The sequence below is a fragment of the Streptomyces tricolor genome (assembly GCF_002155905.1).
Lineage (GTDB): Bacteria > Actinomycetota > Actinomycetes > Streptomycetales > Streptomycetaceae > Streptomyces > Streptomyces tricolor.
This window is the reverse complement of record NZ_MUMF01000344.1, coordinates 1-17689: the sequence shown is the minus strand read 5'-3', so window position 1 is coordinate 17689 and position 17689 is coordinate 1. Positions and strand designations below refer to the sequence as shown.

13 protein-coding genes and 1 pseudogene are annotated in these 17689 nt (G+C 71.6%); 11 read left to right on the top strand and 3 right to left on the bottom strand.

The features are described 5' to 3' along the window. Nucleotides 1-680 (bottom strand): PucR family transcriptional regulator ligand-binding domain-containing protein (locus tag CCN44_RS24080; protein WP_244203955.1); only part of this gene is annotated, 680 nt, incomplete at its 3' end. A gap of 190 nt (nucleotides 681-870) precedes the next feature. On the opposite strand from CCN44_RS24080, the gene CCN44_RS24075 reads away from it, so the two are divergent. The 3 genes from CCN44_RS24075 to CCN44_RS24065 are packed head-to-tail and all read left to right on the top strand — an operon-like array spanning nucleotide 871 to nucleotide 5050. Then, entirely contained in the window at nucleotides 871-2331 is a 1461-nt protein-coding gene (locus CCN44_RS24075; RefSeq protein ID WP_059249683.1) for a sodium:solute symporter family protein, read from the top strand. A gap of 56 nt (nucleotides 2332-2387) precedes the next feature. Next, a complete protein-coding gene (speB, locus tag CCN44_RS24070) occupies nucleotides 2388-3368 on the top strand; it encodes an agmatinase (protein WP_030782388.1) in 981 nt (326 codons plus the stop codon). Continuing rightward, nucleotides 3365-5050, top strand: a complete 1686-nt coding sequence (locus CCN44_RS24065) for a thiamine pyrophosphate-binding protein (RefSeq protein ID WP_059249682.1) — start codon at nucleotides 3365-3367, stop codon at nucleotides 5048-5050. Before speB ends, CCN44_RS24065 begins: the two co-directional genes overlap by 4 nt. A gap of 89 nt (nucleotides 5051-5139) precedes the next feature. Here the strand turns inward: CCN44_RS24065 and CCN44_RS24060 are convergent. Beyond that, nucleotides 5140-5448, bottom strand: a pseudogene (locus tag CCN44_RS24060) (ATP-binding protein); the annotation flags it as partial. A gap of 148 nt (nucleotides 5449-5596) precedes the next feature. Between CCN44_RS24060 and CCN44_RS24055 the strand changes: the two are divergent. Beyond that, a complete protein-coding gene (locus CCN44_RS24055; protein ID WP_059249680.1) occupies nucleotides 5597-6355 on the top strand; it encodes a GntR family transcriptional regulator in 759 nt (252 codons plus the stop codon). Between the two features lie 588 nt (nucleotides 6356-6943). Here the strand turns inward: CCN44_RS24055 and CCN44_RS24050 are convergent. Further along, on the bottom strand, nucleotides 6944-7354 hold the full coding sequence (locus CCN44_RS24050) for a peptidase inhibitor family I36 protein (RefSeq protein WP_244203954.1): 411 nt from the start codon (nucleotides 7352-7354) through the stop codon (nucleotides 6944-6946). A gap of 120 nt (nucleotides 7355-7474) precedes the next feature. Between CCN44_RS24050 and CCN44_RS24045 the strand changes: the two genes are divergently transcribed. The 7 genes from CCN44_RS24045 to CCN44_RS44510 form a co-directional block, all read left to right on the top strand. Further along, nucleotides 7475-8779, top strand: a complete 1305-nt coding sequence (locus CCN44_RS24045) for a hypothetical protein (protein ID WP_237481759.1) — start codon at nucleotides 7475-7477, stop codon at nucleotides 8777-8779. Nucleotides 8780-9144: 365 nt separating this feature from the next. Beyond that, entirely contained in the window at nucleotides 9145-10068 is a 924-nt protein-coding gene (locus CCN44_RS24040; RefSeq protein WP_059249678.1) for a serine hydrolase, read from the top strand. Nucleotides 10069-10121: 53 nt separating this feature from the next. Then, nucleotides 10122-11147, top strand: a complete 1026-nt coding sequence (locus CCN44_RS24035) for an esterase-like activity of phytase family protein (RefSeq protein ID WP_086699449.1) — start codon at nucleotides 10122-10124, stop codon at nucleotides 11145-11147. A 173-nt stretch (nucleotides 11148-11320) separates the two neighbouring features. Next, nucleotides 11321-15040 (top strand): ABC transporter ATP-binding protein, encoded by a 3720-nt coding sequence (locus CCN44_RS24030; RefSeq protein ID WP_086699445.1) that lies wholly within the window; start codon nucleotides 11321-11323, stop codon nucleotides 15038-15040. A 133-nt stretch (nucleotides 15041-15173) separates the two neighbouring features. Beyond that, nucleotides 15174-15581: a hypothetical protein gene (locus CCN44_RS24025; RefSeq protein WP_059249675.1), complete on the top strand. Its 408-nt coding sequence runs from the start codon at nucleotides 15174-15176 to the stop codon at nucleotides 15579-15581. A 102-nt stretch (nucleotides 15582-15683) separates the two neighbouring features. Continuing rightward, nucleotides 15684-17099 (top strand): S28 family serine protease, encoded by a 1416-nt coding sequence (locus CCN44_RS24020; protein WP_086699443.1) that lies wholly within the window; start codon nucleotides 15684-15686, stop codon nucleotides 17097-17099. A gap of 165 nt (nucleotides 17100-17264) precedes the next feature. Continuing rightward, on the top strand, nucleotides 17265-17689 hold a 425-nt coding region (locus CCN44_RS44510), incomplete at its 3' end, for a hypothetical protein (protein ID WP_208639827.1).

The window sequence follows — 17689 nt, the reverse complement described above, 5'->3', positions numbered from 1 at the left end:
GCGGTGTGGCAGCTGATGGCGCAGGCCCGGCTGGCCGAGCTGCGCCGGGTCACCGAGGCCCAGCAGAGCCTGGCGGCAGCCGCCTCCCGGCCGGACCCGGTGCCCGCGGTACTGCGCCAGCTGGCCCAGCGCCTGGGCGGCCGGGCGGTGCTGTACGGACCCGGCAGTACCGCGGGCACCGGGTCCGGCCGGGAGGCGGCTGCCGCCAGGCTCTGCTGGGCCTCGGTGACCCGGCGCAGCTCGGCCAGCCGGGCCTGCGCCATCAGCTGCCACACCGCGCGGGCCACGCCGGAGAACGTGGTCTGCGGCGGGACCTCCAGCAGCGGCAGGCCGTACCGGTCGCAGGCGGCGACCAGGGCGCGCGGGACCGTGTCGTGCACCGGGGCCAGCCCGAAGCCGAGGGCCGCGCCGCCCGCCGCCACGATCCGGCCGACGTAGTCGTCGAAGTAGGTGCCCGTACCGGCCGCCTCCGGGACGTGCACCCCGGCGGTCAGCAGCAGCTCGCCGCCGAGCAGGTACGGGTACGGGTCGGCCATCTCCGAGGTGTGCGCCCAGTGGATCACGGTCTGCGGGTCCGCCGGGCCGGCGATCTGCCGCAGGGCCAGGTCCTCGCGGGCCAGCAGCGCCTGGAGCGGCACCGGCGGGGTCGGTGGGACCGCTGGGGTGATCGTCTCCGGCATGGTGTGTATTCCCTCCATCCCGCCCCGTGCAGATGGATGAAACGTACACTTCGCAGTCGCTTTCCGGCCACCTACTGTCAAGTGAGCACGGCAGCCGCGGGTACGGGCGGATGTCCCCGCGAGCCGCTGCCGACCATCCCGGAGAACCTGCACGACACGCCACCGGACAGTGCGCGAAGGAGGGCCGCCCATGGCCGTCGACTACACAGTGATCGTCGTCTATCTCGTCGGCATGCTGGCGATGGGCTGGTGGGGCATGCGCCGCGCCAAGTCCAAGAGCGAGTTCCTGGTGGCCGGCCGGCGCCTCGGGCCCGCGATGTACTCCGGCACCATGGCGGCGATCGTCCTCGGCGGCGCGTCCACCATCGGCGGGGTGGGCCTCGGCTACCAGTACGGCCTCTCCGGCGCCTGGATGGTCTTCACCATCGGCCTCGGCCTGCTCGCCCTGTCCGTCCTCTTCTCGGCCCGGATCGCCCGGCTGAAGGTCTACACCGTCTCCGAGATGCTCGACCTGCGCTACGGCGGACGGGCCGGAGTGATCTCGGGCGTGGTCATGTGGGCGTACACCCTCATGCTCGCGGTGACCTCCACCATCGCCTACGCCACGATCTTCGACGTGCTGTTCGACCTGAACCGCACGGTCGCGATCGTCCTCGGCGGCTCGATCGTCGTCGCCTACTCGACCCTCGGCGGCATGTGGTCGATCACCCTGACCGACATGGTCCAGTTCGTCGTCAAGACCATCGGCGTGCTGCTGCTCCTGCTGCCGATCGCGGTCGTCAAGGCGGGCGGCTTCGCCGAGATGAAGGCCGAGCTGCCGACCGGGTACTTCGACCCGCTGGGCATCGGCGGCGAGACGATCTTCACCTACGTCCTGATCTACACCTTCGGCATGCTGATCGGCCAGGACATCTGGCAGCGCGTGTTCACCGCCCGCAGCGACCGCACCGCCAAGTGGGGCGGCACGGTGGCCGGCACCTACTGTCTGGCCTACGCCCTGGCCGGCGCGGTGATCGGCACCGCCGCCAAGGTGCTCTACCCCGAGCTGGGCAGCGCCGACGACGCCTTCGCCACCATCGTCAAGGACGAACTCCCGATCGGCGTCCGCGGCCTCGTCCTCGCCGCCGCCCTGGCCGCCGTGATGTCGACGTCCTCCGGCGCCCTGATCGCCTGCGCCACGGTCGCCAACAACGACATCTGGTCCCGGCTGCGCGGTGCCGTCCGACGGGACGGCGCGGAACACGACGAGGTCAAGGGCAACCGCGCCTTCATCCTGATCATGGGCCTGGCCGTGATCGGCACGGCGATCGCGCTGAACAACGTGGTCGAGGCGCTCACCGTCGCCTACAACCTGCTCGTCGGCGGCCTGCTCGTGCCCATCCTCGGCGGCCTGCTGTGGAAGCGCGGCACGGCCCAGGGCGCGCTGGCCTCCGTCGTCGTCGGCGGCCTCGCCGTCATCGGCCTGATGGCCGGCTACGGCATCCTCGCCAACGAACCCGTCTACTACGGCCTGCTGGCCTCCCTCGTGGCCTACGTCGCCGGCTCCCTGGTGACCAGGCCCACCGACGAGGCGGTCCTCGCCGCCTGGCGCGAGCGCCTCGCCGGCCGAACCCCCGAACTCGCGTCCGAACCGGTCCCGGCTCACCAGTAGAGTCGTATGGATAGCAGTACATGCGCGACGAAGCGCAAGAAAGAAGGCAATTCACTATGAGCAGCAACGAGACGCCCCGCGGCCCCGTCGACTCCTCGCGCATCCCGCGGTACGCCGGACCCGCGACCTTCGCCCGGCTGCCCCGCCTGGACGAGGTCGGCACCGCCGACGTCGCCGTGGTGGGCGTGCCGTTCGACTCCGGCGTCTCGTACCGGCCGGGCGCCCGCTTCGGCGGCAACGCCATCCGCGAGGCGTCCCGGCTGCTGCGCCCGTACAACCCGGCGCAGGACGCCTCCCCCTTCGCCCTGGCCCAGGTCGCGGACGGCGGCGACATCGCCGTGAACCCGTTCAACATCAACGAGGCCGTCGAGACGATCGAGGCGGCGGCCGACGACCTCCTCGGCACCGGTGCCCGCCTGATGACCCTCGGCGGCGACCACACCATCGCCCTGCCGCTGCTGCGCTCGGTGGCGAAGAAGCACGGCCCGGTGGCCCTGCTCCACTTCGACGCCCACCTGGACACCTGGGACACCTACTTCGGCGCCGAGTACACCCACGGCACCCCGTTCCGCCGCGCGGTGGAGGAGGGCATCCTCGACACCTCCGCCCTCTCCCACGTCGGCACCCGCGGCCCGCTGTACGGCAAGCAGGACCTGACCGACGACGAGAAGATGGGCTTCGGCATCGTCACCTCCGCGGACGTCTACCGCCGGGGCGCCGACGAGATCGCCGACCAGCTGCGCCAGCGCATCGGCGACCGCCCGCTGTACATCTCCATCGACATCGACTGCCTCGACCCGGCCCACGCGCCCGGCACCGGCACCCCCGAGGCGGGCGGCATGACCTCCCGCGAGCTGCTGGAGATCCTGCGCGGCCTGGCCTCCTGCAACCTGGTCTCGGCCGACGTCGTCGAGGTCGCCCCGGCGTACGACCACGCGGAGATCACCTCGGTCGCGGCCTCGCACACGGCGTACGAACTGACCACCATCATGAGCCGCCAGATCGCGGCGGCCCGGAAGGACGCGGAAGCGAAGTGACCCACGACCACGACCTGGTACTCCGCCCGACGCCGGCGCAGATCACCGCCGCCCTGAACCCTCCCCCGGGGCGCAACGGCGGAGACCTGGTCGTGGAGACGCTGGCCGGGCTCGGCGCCACCACGGTCTTCGGCCTGCCCGGCCAGCACGCCCTCGGCATGTTCGACGCGCTGCGCCGCTCGACGCTGCGGTACGTCGGCCTGCGGGTGGAGAACAACGCGGGCTTCGCTGCGGACGCGTACGGCAGGATCACCGGAGAGGCGGCCCCGCTGCTGCTGTCGACGGGACCGGGCGCGCTGACCTCGCTGGCCGCTCTCCAGGAGGCGGCGGCGGCGAGCGCGCCGGTGCTGGCGATCAGCAGCCAGATCCCGACGGCGGGCCTGGGCGGCGGGCGCCACGGCTACCTGCACGAACTCCCGGACCAGTCGGCCTCGTTCCGAGGTGTCGTCAAGTCGGTCCACACGGTCCGCAGCCAGTCCCAGATCCCCTCCGCGATCGCGGCGGCCTGGAAATCGGCCCTGACCGCCCCGCACGGCCCGGTGTGGGTGGAGATCCCGCAGGACGTCCTGCTGGCCGAGACCTCGCTCCCGGTGGTGACGGCGATGGACGCGACCCCGGACGACCTGGTCCCGCGCCCCGAACTCACCGCGCTGGCGGCCGACCTGCTCTCGAAGGCGGCCCGCCCGGCGATCATCGCGGGCGGCGGGGTGATCCGCGCGGACGCCTCGGGCAAGCTGAAGGCGCTGGCCGAGAAGCTCCAGGCGCCGGTCGTGACGACCTTCGGCGGCAAGGGCGCGTTCCCGTGGGAGCACCCCCTGTCGATGCAGTCCTGGCTGGAGGACCGGCACACGACGGACTTCCTGGAGGACGCCGACGTCCTCCTGGTGGTCGGCTCGGGCCTGGGCGAACTCTCCTCGAACTACCACACGTTCCAGCCCCGCGGCCGGGTCGTCCAGATCGAGGCCGACCTCGGCAAGCTGGAGTCCAACCACCCGGCCGTCGGCATCCACGCGGACGCCCGCCTGGCCCTGGCGGCCCTGCTGGAGACGGTGGAGCGGCGCACGGACGCCTCCGCGCCCGAGCGGGTCCGGGACCTGCTCGCGAAGGTCGCCGCCCGTATCGCGTCCCAGGACCTGACCCTGGAGCAGCAGGTGCTGGCGTCGGTCCGGCGCGCCCTGCCCGCCGACTCCCCGTCCTTCTGGGACATGACGATCCTGGCGTACTGGGCCTGGTCGGCCTTCGACGCCCAGGGCCCCAACACCATGCACTCGGCCCAGGGCGCGGGCGGCCTCGGCTACGGCTTCCCGGCGGCCCTGGGCGCGGCGACGGCGGACCCGACCCGCCCGGTGCTCGCCGTGTCCGGCGACGGCGGCGCCCTGTACTCGATCGCGGAGCTGGCGACGGCGAAGCAGTACGACCTGCCCGTCACCTGGCTGATCATCGACGACGGCGGCTACGGCATCCTCCGCGAGTACATGACGGACGCCTTCGGCCGGCCGACGGCCACGGAACTGCACCGCCCGGACTACGTGGCCCTGGCGGAGTCCTTCGGCGTACCGGGCGTCCGCACGACCCCGGAGACCCTGGAGGACGACCTGCGCAAGGCACTGTCCACCCCCGGCCCCTCGGTGGTCGTCCTCCCGGCGCTCCTGCGGATGTTCGCACCGACGCACCTGGGCTGACCAGGGAGCGGCAGCAGCAGTTCGGCCCAGGTCGCCTTGCCGATGCCGTGCCGACGGGGGCAGCAGCCCCAACGCACCGCGAGGGCGCTGATGATGGCGAGTCCGCGGCCCTGCTCGTCGTCGGCCTCCGCCTTTCTCGGCAGCGGCCGGGCGCAATTGGCGTCGGCTACCTCCACGCGCAGTCGGCCGTCGTACTGGGCGAGACGCACGCCGATCTCCCGGCCGGGCGGCGTGCGGGCGTGCCGGATGGCGTTGCTCATCAGTTCCGAGAGCAACAACTCAGCTGTATCGGCGACTTCAGCGTCGATCTTCCATTCGGTGAGCTGCGTCCGGAGGAGCGCGCGGGCGCGTCCGGCGCTGCGCGGACCGTGGGGTAAGCGCCACTGGGCTTCGATCATGACGGGACCTCCGAGGCGATAGGCGGCTGGCGCGGGGCTGCATCTCTAGAGATGTGATGCCTCGTGGTCGAATTCGGAAGCCGCCTGGCTGCGGCTGCGAGACCTCTGATGCCTAGGATGTCTAGAGATGATCGGAGGAGAGGTCAGGATGAGCAGCCGGGAGACGGGGCGGCAGCCCAAGTACCAGCGGATCGCTGCGGAACTCCGCGCGGCGGTCGAGGCCGGTCGGTACGGTCCGGGGGACCGGCTGCCCGGTGAGAACGACCTGATGGCCGAACACGGTGTCGCCCGGATGACGGCGCGGCAGGCGCTGGGCGTGCTCCAGGCGGAGGGCATCGCAGAAGCCCGTAAGGGGGCCGGCGTGTTCGTCCGGGACTTCAGGCCCATCCGGCGCCGGGGGATCGAGCGGCTCGCGCGGACGCAATGGGCCGAGGGGCGCTCCATCTGGTCGGCCGACATCGGGGACCGGGAACTGGCGGTCGACTCGGTCGAGGTGACGGAAGAGCCGGCACCCGCTGCCGTGGCGGCGGTCATGGGGCTCGGCGAGGGCGCGTCCGCGTGTGTCCGGCGGCGCCGCTTCGTGCTCGACGGCAAGCCGGTGCTGCTGTCCACGTCCTATCTGCCGGCAGACATCGTCGCGGGCACACCGATCGCCCAGCCGGAGACCGGGCCCGGCGGCACGTACGCACGGCTCGCGGAGCTGGGGCACGGGCCCGTCCGGTTCCGGGAGGAGATCCGGTCCCGGATGCCCAGCCGGGAGGAAGCCGAGCGGCTGGCTCTCCCGGCGGGTGTGCCGGTTGTGCTGATCGCGCGTACGGCCTTCGACGCCGAAGGGCTCGTGGTCGAGGTCAACGAGATGGTGCTGGACTCGTCGGTCTACGTCCTGGAGTACGACTTCGAGGCCTGAATCGCTGGGCAGGGAGGAACTTCTCTGTGTTTCCCGGGACTTGATGGCCGGAAGGTGCCGACTCGCCCGTGGGCGGCCAGTATGCTCTGTGTCGCTGGTGCTTCGATCGCCGTCCAGTGCTCCGGTCCGCCAGGGCCGGATCCCGCATCGCGGGACGCTACGGCGAGAGGAGCACGGGCATGGCAAGGAGAAGGCGTGGCACCACAGAGCGCGAGCCGGAACCGCTTCCCCGGTGGGTGCGGGTCACGGTCGCGATTCTGACGCCAGTGGCCCCCCTTGTCGCGGTGTGTGTGCAGGCGCTCGCGAAGTAGGGCGACGACGCGGAGGGGGTTCGGGCCGAAGGGAACGACTTCGCCGATGGCGAGGCGAGTCCGACCGGCCTCAACTCGGCCGGACCCACCCGGCGCATGCACTGCGGTCTGGCTCCGGTGGCAGCCGGGGCCAGACCTCACCGCGCTGACGGGCCCTGACGCATCCGCGGCCTTCCCCCGTCTTCCCCGTGCCGCGGATGAGTGCAGCGCACGTCACCGGTCACTCTACGCCGTCCGCACCGTACGGTTTCCGGAATCAGGCGAACGCCCCGGCGGCTCAGCAGCCGCCCGGCCCCACCCCGTCCATCCGCCCGCCGAAGTCGCCGAGGTAGCGCGAGCGCCAGTCGCCGTTGAACACGTCGCGCTTCTCCACCGGACCCCAGTTGATGAAGCAGGCTCGGGTCGAGGCGACGAAGGAGCCCACGTGGTCGTGGAGGCTCGGCGGCAGGTCGCGGTAGCCGCTGCGGGCCGTCCATTCCCAGTAGGACCCGCGGAAGCCCTCACCGCTCCAGAAGCAGACGGAGCCGTCGGGACAGGCGGGCTGGGCGGCACGGGCCGACGCGGTCTGGGCGGGCAGGAGTACGGCGGTCAGAGCGAGGGCGGCGGCCAGCGTCCAGGAGCGGAGCTGCTTCATGGGGCTCTCCAGGGAGGGAGTCGGGATGCCCGGCAGCAGCGGTGCGCCGGGCATCGCCAGGGTGCGGGCCGCCCCGCGGGACACGCCCGGGAGACGGCCCGCCTTCGCCGGTGTGAGGGAAGAAGTAGGACTAGTCGGACCGCAGGCGTCCCTCCGGTGCCTATCCTCGCCAGCATGAGCATTTCAACCAGACCTCGGCTGCCCCGTGTTCACCTGGCGGTCGGGCTCACCTTCGGGTTGCTGTTCCTCATGCTGGTCCGGGCCCAGCCCGCCGCCGCGGCCAGCACCCTGGACCCGATCTCCGACCCGGGCAGGATGTCACTGGTGGCCGGGGACTTCGAGAGCCGCTGGCGGGCCATCGACGCCATCGAGGCGAGCGGCGCCGTGACCGCGTACGACTCGCTGTCGCCCCTGCTCAGCGGTAACGGTCACACCGGCTATCCGTACCTCTGCCACGGCAACCAGAACCTCAACACCTCGTACCGCGTCGACGGCTTCTGCTGGAACCGGGACGACGACACGACCGGCGAGTGGGTGCCCCAGGGCATCACCGGCTCGCACGACGCCCAGCCCGGCGGCACCTGGCTGAACAAGTACGTGTACATAGCCTCCTGGCACAGCCGGAACACCGGTTCCGACGAGTTCGCCCGGATCTCCGTCGTGGACAACGACGGCGGCGACTCCACGATCTACAACCACATCATGCTGGTCGACCCCTACTGGGAGACCGACACCACGGCGAACTTCCGCGCCGTCGGCAAGGCCGGCACCCCGCTCGCCGGCCACGCCGACGGGATCTCCTGGTACGGCAACAAGCTCTTCGTGGCCAGCGGACACCAGATCCAGGTCTACGACCTGCGCCACCTCTGGCGCATGTCGGGCAACGGCCAGGAGTCGGTCGGCATCAGCGGCGGCAAGTCCTCGGCCCGCTGGCACAACTACGCCCTGCCCATGATCGGCCTGTACGCCAACGGAGCCAAGGGCGACCCCTGTACGGACCTCAACCCGTGCATGAACTCCCTCAGCCTCGACCGCACCGGTACGGACGCGCTGATCACCACCGAGTTCCGCCGCTCGACGGGCGGCGCGCCGGTCGTCCGCTGGCCGCTGAACAGCACGGACGCGCTGCTCGACACCGACGGCACCACCAACTACCGGGGCAGCGTCCACGCCACCGCCGGCTACCGCACCCCGGTCTGGGCGGTCCAGGGCACGGCGACCGACGGGACGTACTTCTACTTCAGCGGCACCTGCCCCGAGTACGCCGACCGCGATCCCGACGACTCGGCCACCGCCGACCTCCCGTACTGCATCCACTGGGCCAAGCCCGGCACCTCACCGCACGTCCTCACCTACGGCCCGCCCCTCATCCAGAACCTCTCCTGGGCACCCTCCTCGGGCCGGCTGTGGGGCATCAACGAGCGCATAGCCGCAGCCCCCGGGGTCCGCTCCGTCTTCTCCCTCGATCCGCCCAACTAGCCCACTGACGACGACGTCGAGCGGCAGACCGCCGACGACCGGTGGTGGAGGAGGCCGAAGTCTCCTTCGACGCGGCGTCCTTGCCGTACGCGCTCTCCTCCACCACGGTCCCGTTCTTCTGGACCCACGCCGTGACCTCGGGGCAGACGCTGCCGGTGGTGCCGCGCCGGGAGCGACCAGCGGGGTGCCGGGCGGACGGGGGGACCGGGGTCGGTGTGTGGGTCGGTGAGAGTCGGGTGAGGAACTGCGGTTCCTCGAACGGGCGTACAACTTTCGAGCGCCGTGGCGAGTCCAGTCAGGCAGCGCACGGGTGCGCTCAACGGCGTTCAGGGGGACGCCCGTACGACTTCCAAGGGGAACTTTCCATGACTCACCGGACATTCGGCCGGACCGGCGCGCTCGCGGCTGCCGTCAGTGCCGCGCTGCTCATACCGACCGTGGCCGCCGCCACGCCGGCCGCCGCGGCCGCGCCCGCCGTGACCTGCACGTCCGCCAAGACGGGGCTGGCCGCCAAGCTGAAGAAGGACATCACGGCCGCCCTCGCGAACCGCAAGGGCACCGTCGCCATCGGCCTGTACGACCGCAGCACCAAGACGACCTGCACCCTGCGGGCCACCAGCTCCTTCGACTCGGCCAGCACCGTCAAGGTCACCGTGCTCGCCGCGCTGCTGTGGGACGCGAAGAAGCACAACCGCTACCTGACGACCACCGAGCAGTCGCTCGCCAAGGCCATGATCACCCAGTCCGACAACGCCGCGACCAGCAAGCTCTGGAAGCAGCTCGGCATGACGAAGATCAAGGGCTTCCTGGCCGCGGCCGGCATGACCAAGACCGTGCCCGGCACGGGCGGCTACTGGGGCCTGACCCAGGTGAACGTCACCGACGAGCAGAAGCTCCTCAAGCTCGTCACCGCCAAGAACAGCGTGCTGAGCGACAACTCCCGCGCCTACATCCTCAAGCTGATGGGCCAGGTCGTCTCCTCGCAGCGCTGGGGCACCCCGGCCGGTGCGCCGTCCTCCGTCTCCGTGCACGTCAAGAACGGCTGGCTGCAGCGCTCCACGCACGGCTGGCGGGTGCACAGCCTGGGCACCTTCAAGGGCGCCGGCCACGACTACATGATCACCGTGCTGACGCAGGACAACAGCACCATGAACTACGGCGTGACCACCATCCAGAACGTCGCCAAGGCGATCCACAAGGACCTGGTGCCGACCACCTCCGGCGTCACCCGCTACACCCCGACCAGCCAGCCGCGCGAGGCGTTCGTCGCCGTCCCGCCGCAGGGCTGACGCTTCACGGGACGGTCTCCCGCACGTCACCGACCGGTTCTACGGTGACGGCCATGCGCCCGAGAACCGTACTCGCCCTCCTCACCGCCGGCCTGGCGGCGGCCACCTGCCTGACCGCCGCCGGGCCCGCCGGTGCCGCCGCCCCGGCCCAGCACGCCTGTTCGTCCGCCGTGTCCATCGACCGCTTCTCCGACGCGCTCGACAAGACGACGTACGACGGCACCTTCGTCGGCAACCTCTCCGCCCTCGCCGTGGACCGGGACGGCTCCCTCGCCGCCCTGTCGGACCGCTCGGCCCTGTTCCGCCTGGACGCCCGCACCCTCCGGCCGACGGCGGTCGTCCGCCTCACCGACGAGCAGGGCGCCGACCTCGACGCCGAGGGCCTTGCCGCCCTCGGTGACGGCACCCGCCTGGTCAGCTCCGAGACCGAGCCGTCCGTCCGCCGCCATTCCCGCGACGGGACGGTCCTCGACCGGCTTCCGGTGCCGTCCGCCCTCCGGGTCGCCCCGGCCGGCCGCGCGACCGCCAACCAGACCTTCGAGGGCCTGACCCTGCTGCCCGGCGGTCGCACCCTGCTGGCGTCCATGGAGTACGCGCTCTCCGGCGATGCCACCGGGACCGTCCGCTTCCAGACCTGGGACCGCCACCGGGGCCGCTTCGCGCTCGCCGCCCAGTACGCCTACCGCACCGACGCCGGCCTCGGCGTCCCCGAGGTCCGGGCCACCCCCGACGGCCGCCTCCTCGTCCTGGAGCGCGGCTTCACCGCGGGCGTCGGCAACACGGTCCGCCTCTACCTGGCCGACCTCCGCCACGCCACGGACACCAGCGGCGTCGAGCACCTGACGGGGCAGCGCGAGGTACGCCCGATCAGGAAGACCCTGCTCGCCGACCTCGCCGACTGCCCCTCCCTGGGCGCCACCGCCAAGCAGCCCCAGCCGAACCCCCTCCTGGACAACATCGAGGGCATGACGATCACCGGGCGGGACCGCACCGGCCGCCTGAAGGTCCTCCTGGTCAGCGACGACAACCAGAACCCGGCCCAGACGACACGCTTCTTCCACCTCCGGGTACGCGTCTGACGCCGAGCGGGCCGGCCGACCGGGGCGCGCCCGGGACCACGGCGGCCCCGAACCCGCCAGGGAACCGCACCCGCCAGGGCACCGCACCCGGCGATTGTTAAGGCGGGATGAAATCGCACCCCGAGCGCGTTGGTGCCTTGCGGTAGAGCAGGCCGACATCAGGAGGCACCGGCGTGGCGGGACAACGGGGATGGGCACGGCGTCTGGCGGGCTACGCCTGGCGATATCCGAAGGACGTCGTCCTCGCCCTCGGCTCCTCCCTCGCCGGCATGGCCGTCATGGCCGTGGTCCCCCTGATCACCAAGGTGATCATCGACGATGTGATCGGCGACCACAGCCGGGCCATGGCCCCCTGGGCCGGCGCCCTCATAGCCGCCGCGGTCCTCGTCTACGGCCTCACCTACGTCCGCCGCTTCTACGGGGGACGGCTGGCCCTGGACGTCCAGCACGACCTGCGCACCGAGATGTACGGCACCATCACCCGGCTGGACGGCCGCCGCCAGGACGAGCTGTCCACCGGCCAGGTCGTCGGCCGCGCCACCAGCGACCTCCAGCTGATCCAGGGCCTGCTCTTCATGCTCCCGATGACCATCGGGAACGTCCTGCTCTTCCTGATCTCCCTGGTGATCATGGCGTGGCTGTCGCTGCCGCTGACCCTGGTCGCCCTGGCCGTCGCCCCCGCCCTCGGCTGGATCGCCACGCGCAGCCGCAGCAGGCTGCACCCCGCCACCTGGTACGCCCAGGCCCAGGCCGCCGCCGTGGCCGGGGTGGTCGACGGCGCGGTCAGCGGCGTGCGCGTGGTGAAGGGCTTCGGGCAGGAGGACCAGGAGACCGGCAAGCTGCGCGAGGTCGGCCGCCGGCTGTTCGCGGGCCGGCTGCGCACGATCCGCCTGAACAGCCGGTACACCCCGGCCCTCCAGGCCGTCCCGGCGCTGGGCCAGGTCGCCATGCTGGCCCTCGGCGGCTGGCTCGCCGTGCGCGGTCACATCACGCTCGGCACCTTCGTGGCCTTCTCCACCTACCTGGCCCAGCTGGTCGGCCCGGTCCGCATGCTCGCGGTGGTCCTCACCGTCGGCCAGCAGGCCCGGGCCGGCACCGAGCGCGTCCTGGAACTCATCGACACCGAGCCGACGCTGAAGGACGGCACCAAGACGCTGCCCGCCGACGCGCCGGCGACCGTCGAGTTCGACGACGTCTCCTTCGGCTACGCCCACGAGCGCCCCGTCCTGGAGGGCCTCAGCTTCGAGATCCGGCCCGGCGAGACCCTCGCCGTCGTCGGCTCCTCCGGCTCCGGCAAGTCCACCCTCTCCCTGCTCCTGCCGCGCTTCTACGACGTCACCCACGGCGCCGTCCTGATCGGCGGCCACGACGTCCGCGAGCTGACCCTGGACTCGTTGCGGGCCGCCATCGGACTGGTCCCGGAAGATTCGTTCCTCTTCTCCGACACCGTCCGCGCGAACATCGCCTACGGCCGCCCCGACGCCGGCCAGGAGGAGATCGAGGCCGCCGCCCGCGCCGCCCAGGCGGATCGATTCATCCGGGAGCTGCCCGACGGCTACGACACCAAGGTCGGCGAGCACGGCCTCACCCTCTCCGGCGGCCAGCGCCAGCGCATCGCGCTCGCCCGCGCCCTGCTCACCGACCCGCGCCTGCTGGTCCTGGACGACGCCACCTCGGCCGTGGACGCCCGGGTCGAGCACGAGATCCACGAGGCGCTGAAGCAGGTCATGCGGGGCCGTACGACCCTGCTCATCGCCCACCGCCGGTCCACCCTGAACCTCGCCGACCGCATCGCCGTGCTCGACGGCGGCCGGCTCGCCGACCTCGGCACCCACGAGGAACTCCAGCGCCGCTCGGCCCTCTACCGCCGGCTGCTCACCGACCCCGACGAGCTGGGCGGCGTCTCCCCGGGCCACGCCCGCCCGGCCGAGCCCGCCGAGGACACCTCCGTCCGGGACGAGCTGGACGCCGAGTTCGACGCCGAGCGGGGCGTCACCCCCCGGCTGTGGACCGGCGACCGCGAACCCAAGGACCTGGCGATGGCCGGCACCCCGGCCACCCCCGAACTCCTCGCCCAGGTGGAGGCGCTGCCCCCGGCCACCGACACCCCCGACATCGACGAGGCCCGCGCGGTCCAGCCCGAGGACTCCTACGGCCTGCGCCGCCTGCTGCGCGGCTTCGGGCTGCCCCTGCTCGTCAGCCTGCTGCTGGTCGCCGTGGACGCCGGCACCGGCCTGCTGCTGCCGGTGCTGATCCGGCACGGCATCGACTCCGGTGTGACGCAGGCGGCGATCGGGGCGGTCTGGTCGGCCTCCCTGCTCGCCCTGCTGACCGTGCTCGTGCAGTGGGCCGCGCAGATCGGCGAGACCCGGATGACCGGCCGTACCGGCGAGCGCGTGCTGTACGCGCTGCGGCTGAAGATCTTCGCGCAGCTCCAGCGGCTCGGCCTGGACTACTACGAGCGCGAGCTGACCGGCCGGATCATGACCCGGATGACCACGGACGTCGACGCGCTCTCCACCTTCCTGCAGACCGGCCTGGTCACCGCCTTCGTCTCGGTCGTCACCTTCTTCGGGATCATGGTCGCCCTGCTGGTGATCGACCTCCAGCTCGCGCTCGTCGTCTTCGCGACCCTGCCCCCGCTGATCGTCGCCACCGTCTTCTTCCGCCGGGCGAGCGTGAAGGCGTACGAACTCGCCCGCGAGCGGGTCTCCGCGGTCAACGCCGACCTCCAGGAGACCGTGGCCGGGCTGCGGATCGTGCAGGCCTTCCGGCGGGAGCGGGACGGCGGGCGGCGGTTCGCCGAGCGCAGCGACGGCTACCGGAGCGCCCGCATCCACGGCCAGTGGCTGATATCCCTCTACTTCCCGTTCGTGCAGCTGCTGGCCTCGGTCGCCGCGGCGGCCGTGCTGATCGCGGGCGCCGGCCGGGTCGAGGCGGCCACCCTGACGACGGGCGCCCTGGTGGCGTACCTGCTCTACATCGACCTGTTCTTCGCGCCGGTCCAGCAGCTCTCCCAGGTCTTCGACGGCTACCAGCAGTCCGCGGTCTCGCTCGGCCGCATCCAGGAGCTGCTGCGCGAGCCGACCTCCACCAGGACCGCCGACGAGCCGCTGGAGGTGCTGTCCCTGCGCGGTGACATCGCCTTCGAGGACGTGCACTTCGCGTACGGCGACGAGGAGGAGGCCCTGACGGGCATCGACCTGACGATCCCGGCCGGCCAGACGGTGGCCTTCGTCGGCGAGACCGGCGCCGGCAAGTCCACGCTGGTCAAGCTGGTCGCCCGCTTCTACGACCCGACGGCCGGGCGGGTCACGGTCGACGGCACGGATCTGCGCGCCCTGGACCTCACCTCGTACCGGCACCGGCTCGGCGTCGTACCGCAGGAGGCGTACCTCTTCCCGGGCACCGTCCGCGACGCGATCGCCTACGGCCGTCCCGACGCCACCGACGCCGAGGTGGAGGCGGCGGCCCGCGCGGTCGGCGCGCACGAGATGATCGCCACCCTGGACGGCGGCTATCTGCACGAGGTCGCCGAGCGTGGCCGCAACCTCTCGGCGGGCCAGCGCCAGCTCATCGCCCTCGCCCGCGCCGAACTGGTCGACCCGGACATCCTGCTGCTGGACGAGGCCACGGCCGCTCTGGACCTGGCCACCGAGGCGCAGGTCAACCAGGCCACCGACCGCCTGGCGGGCCGCCGGACCACGCTCGTCGTCGCGCACCGGCTCACCACGGCCGCGCGGGCGGACCGGGTGGTGGTGATGGACCGCGGCCGGGTCGCGGAGGACGGCACCCACGAGGAGCTGCTGGCCCGCGGCGGTCGGTACGCCCGGCTGTGGCGGACCTTCGTCGGCCAGTCCGAGCCCGAGGAGCCGGTGGGCGCCTCCCGCTGAGGCCCCCGGGGCGGCCGGGTCCGGTGGGGCGGTGGTCCGTCTCGCTGACGGTCGTGCAACCATCCGACACACCCGTGCGTCCGTACATCAGTACGGGCACGGGGGAGTGTGACCGGGTACGGGGAGGACGACAGTGGACAGTGGTGCGATACGCCGACGACCGCGCCGGCGACTGGCGCTCGCTGCGGCCGTGCTGGCCGTCTCCGGGGCGTTCGCGCTCACGGCGACGGGGACCGCGCAGGCCGCCGGCCCGGCCGGCGGGTGCGCCGGGCGCGAGGTGAAGACGCTGCCGTTCAAGACGGGCGTCACCCACGTCTACAAGCGCAACGGCTACATCTGTGCCGTCACCGTGGCCAGGACACCCGGCCCCCTGCGCACCATGTCGGTCAGCGTCCAGGCCCGGGGCAACCGGCCCGTCGTCGACAAGGGCCGCTTCCGGCAGCACGCCGGCCCGGTGACCGTGCACGCCGGCCGCCGCTGTGTGTGGATCAAGGGCTCGGTGGGCAGATATTCGGTCAGCTCCGGCTGGATCCTGTGCTGAGCCACAGGCGGTCCTGACTGCGGAGCACTCAATTCCCTCTGGTGGGACGGCAGTTGCTGGGATAACTTCCGGCGCACATCTGTCTCACAGGGGAGAGTGCGCATGCGCAAGGCGCTCAGATGGCTGCTGGCGCTCACGGTCTTCATGGGCACGCTGAGCACGGCGGCCGGCGCGGCCACCGCCGCCGAGCCCGAGCCCACCGACATCAAGGACCGGATCCTGTCGATACCCGGCATGAGTCTGATCCAGGAGAAGCCGTACCCCGGCTACCGCTACTTCGTCCTGAACTACACCCAGCCGGTCGACCACCGCCACCCCGACCGGGGCACGTTCCAGCAGCGCATCACGGTGCTGCACAAGGACACGGCCCGCCCCACGGTCTTCTACACCAGCGGCTACAACGTCTCCACGACCCCCTCGCGCCGCGAGCCCACCCAGATCGTGGACGGCAACCAGGTCTCCCTGGAGTACCGCTTCTTCACCCCGTCCCGCCCCGCCCCGGCCGACTGGTCCAAGCTCGACATCTGGCAGGCGGCCAGCGACCAGCACCGCGTGTACCAGGCGCTGAAGCCGCTCTACTCCGCCAACTGGCTGGCCACCGGCGGCTCCAAGGGCGGCATGACGGCCACCTACTACGAGCGCTTCTACCCGCACGACATGGACGGCGTGGTGGCCTACGTCGCCCCCAACGACGTGGTGAACAACGAGGACTCGGCCTACGACCGCTTCTTCGCCCGGGTGGGCACCGAGGAGTGCCGGGACCGGCTGAACGCGGTCCAGCGGGAGGCGCTGGTGCGCCGGGAGCCGCTGAAGAAGAAGTACGAGGCGTACGCGGCGGAGAAGGGGTACACCTTCACCACCATCGGCGGCCTGGACAAGGCGTACGAGGCGGTCGTCCTGGACTACGTCTGGGGCTTCTGGCAGTACAGCCTGCTGAAGGACTGCGACACCATCCCGGCGCCCGCGGCCACCGCGACGGACGACGAGATCTGGGAGTCGATCGACACCGTCTCGGGCTTCTCCGCCTACACCGACCAGGGCCTGGAGACGTACACGCCGTACTACTACCAGGCGGGCACCCAGTTGGGCGCCCCGACCATCCACTTCCCGCACATCGAACGGAAGTTGATCCGCTACGGCTACCAGCCGCCGCGCAACTTCGTCCCCCGATCCATCCCGATGCGCTTCCAGCCGGACGCCATGCGCGACGTGGACACCTGGGTCCGCCACCACGCCACGCACATGCTCTTCGTCTACGGCCAGAACGACCCGTGGGGCTCGGAACGCTTCCGCCTCGGCGCGGGCGCCCGTGACTCCTACGTCCTCACCGCCCCCGGCATGAACCACGGCGCGAACGTGGCGGGCCTGGTGGCCGACGAGAAGTCACTGGCCACGGCCCGCATCCTGAAGTGGGCGGGCCTCTCCCCGTCCGCCGTGGCCCAGGCCAGGCCCCTGGCCGAGTACGACGCGAAGCTGGACGTACGGGACGCGGAGCGGGAGCCGGCGCTGCGGCCGTAGAGCGCTACCACTCCTTCCCGGCGGGGTCAAGCCACGAGTCCTCGGAGCATGACCCCGCCGGGGCGTACCCCGCCTACTGGAAGTGCGGGCCTCACCGGGACACCGGAGAGAACACGAGGCACCGGACGCCGATCAGGCGTCGATCACTACCAGTGGGAGCAAGCCATGACTCGTTCGATCCGGAAGAAGAGCGGTTCCAAGCGTCGCATCAGCGCCGGAGCCATGGTGGCCGCGGCCACCATCGCCACGGGCGGTGTGATCCTTCCCGCCACGACCGCGCTGGCGGCTCCGACGGCCGAGGCGACCGTCGCCTCTGTCGCCGAGCGCGGGAAGAACAAGAAGAAGAAGTACTGCTGGGACAAGAAGCACAAGTGGAGCAAGAAGAAGAAGTACAGCTGCTGGGGCCACAACAAGGAATATCACTGGGACCCGGGCCACAAGGTCTTCTACGTCGAGCACAAGCACAAGAAGTACTACTGCTGGGACACCCACAAGAAGTGGGACTACTGGGACCACCACAAGAAGGACCCGAAGTGGGACCCGAAGGACCCGAAGGACCCCAAGGACCCCAAGGACCCGAAGGACCCGAA

Coding starts and splice junctions, on each gene's coding strand:
- CCN44_RS24075 (WP_059249683.1), top strand. CDS start 871: ATGGCCGTCGACTACACAGTGATCGTCGTCTATCTCGTCGGCATGCTG.
- speB (WP_030782388.1), top strand. CDS start 2,388: ATGAGCAGCAACGAGACGCCCCGCGGCCCCGTCGACTCCTCGCGCATC.
- CCN44_RS24055 (WP_059249680.1), top strand. CDS start 5,597: ATGAGCAGCCGGGAGACGGGGCGGCAGCCCAAGTACCAGCGGATCGCT.
- CCN44_RS24050 (WP_244203954.1), bottom strand. CDS start 7,354: ATGCCCGGCGCACCGCTGCTGCCGGGCATCCCGACTCCCTCCCTGGAG.
- CCN44_RS24045 (WP_237481759.1), top strand. CDS start 7,475: ATGAGCATTTCAACCAGACCTCGGCTGCCCCGTGTTCACCTGGCGGTC.
- CCN44_RS24040 (WP_059249678.1), top strand. CDS start 9,145: ATGACTCACCGGACATTCGGCCGGACCGGCGCGCTCGCGGCTGCCGTC.
- CCN44_RS24035 (WP_086699449.1), top strand. CDS start 10,122: ATGCGCCCGAGAACCGTACTCGCCCTCCTCACCGCCGGCCTGGCGGCG.
- CCN44_RS24020 (WP_086699443.1), top strand. CDS start 15,684: ATGCGCAAGGCGCTCAGATGGCTGCTGGCGCTCACGGTCTTCATGGGC.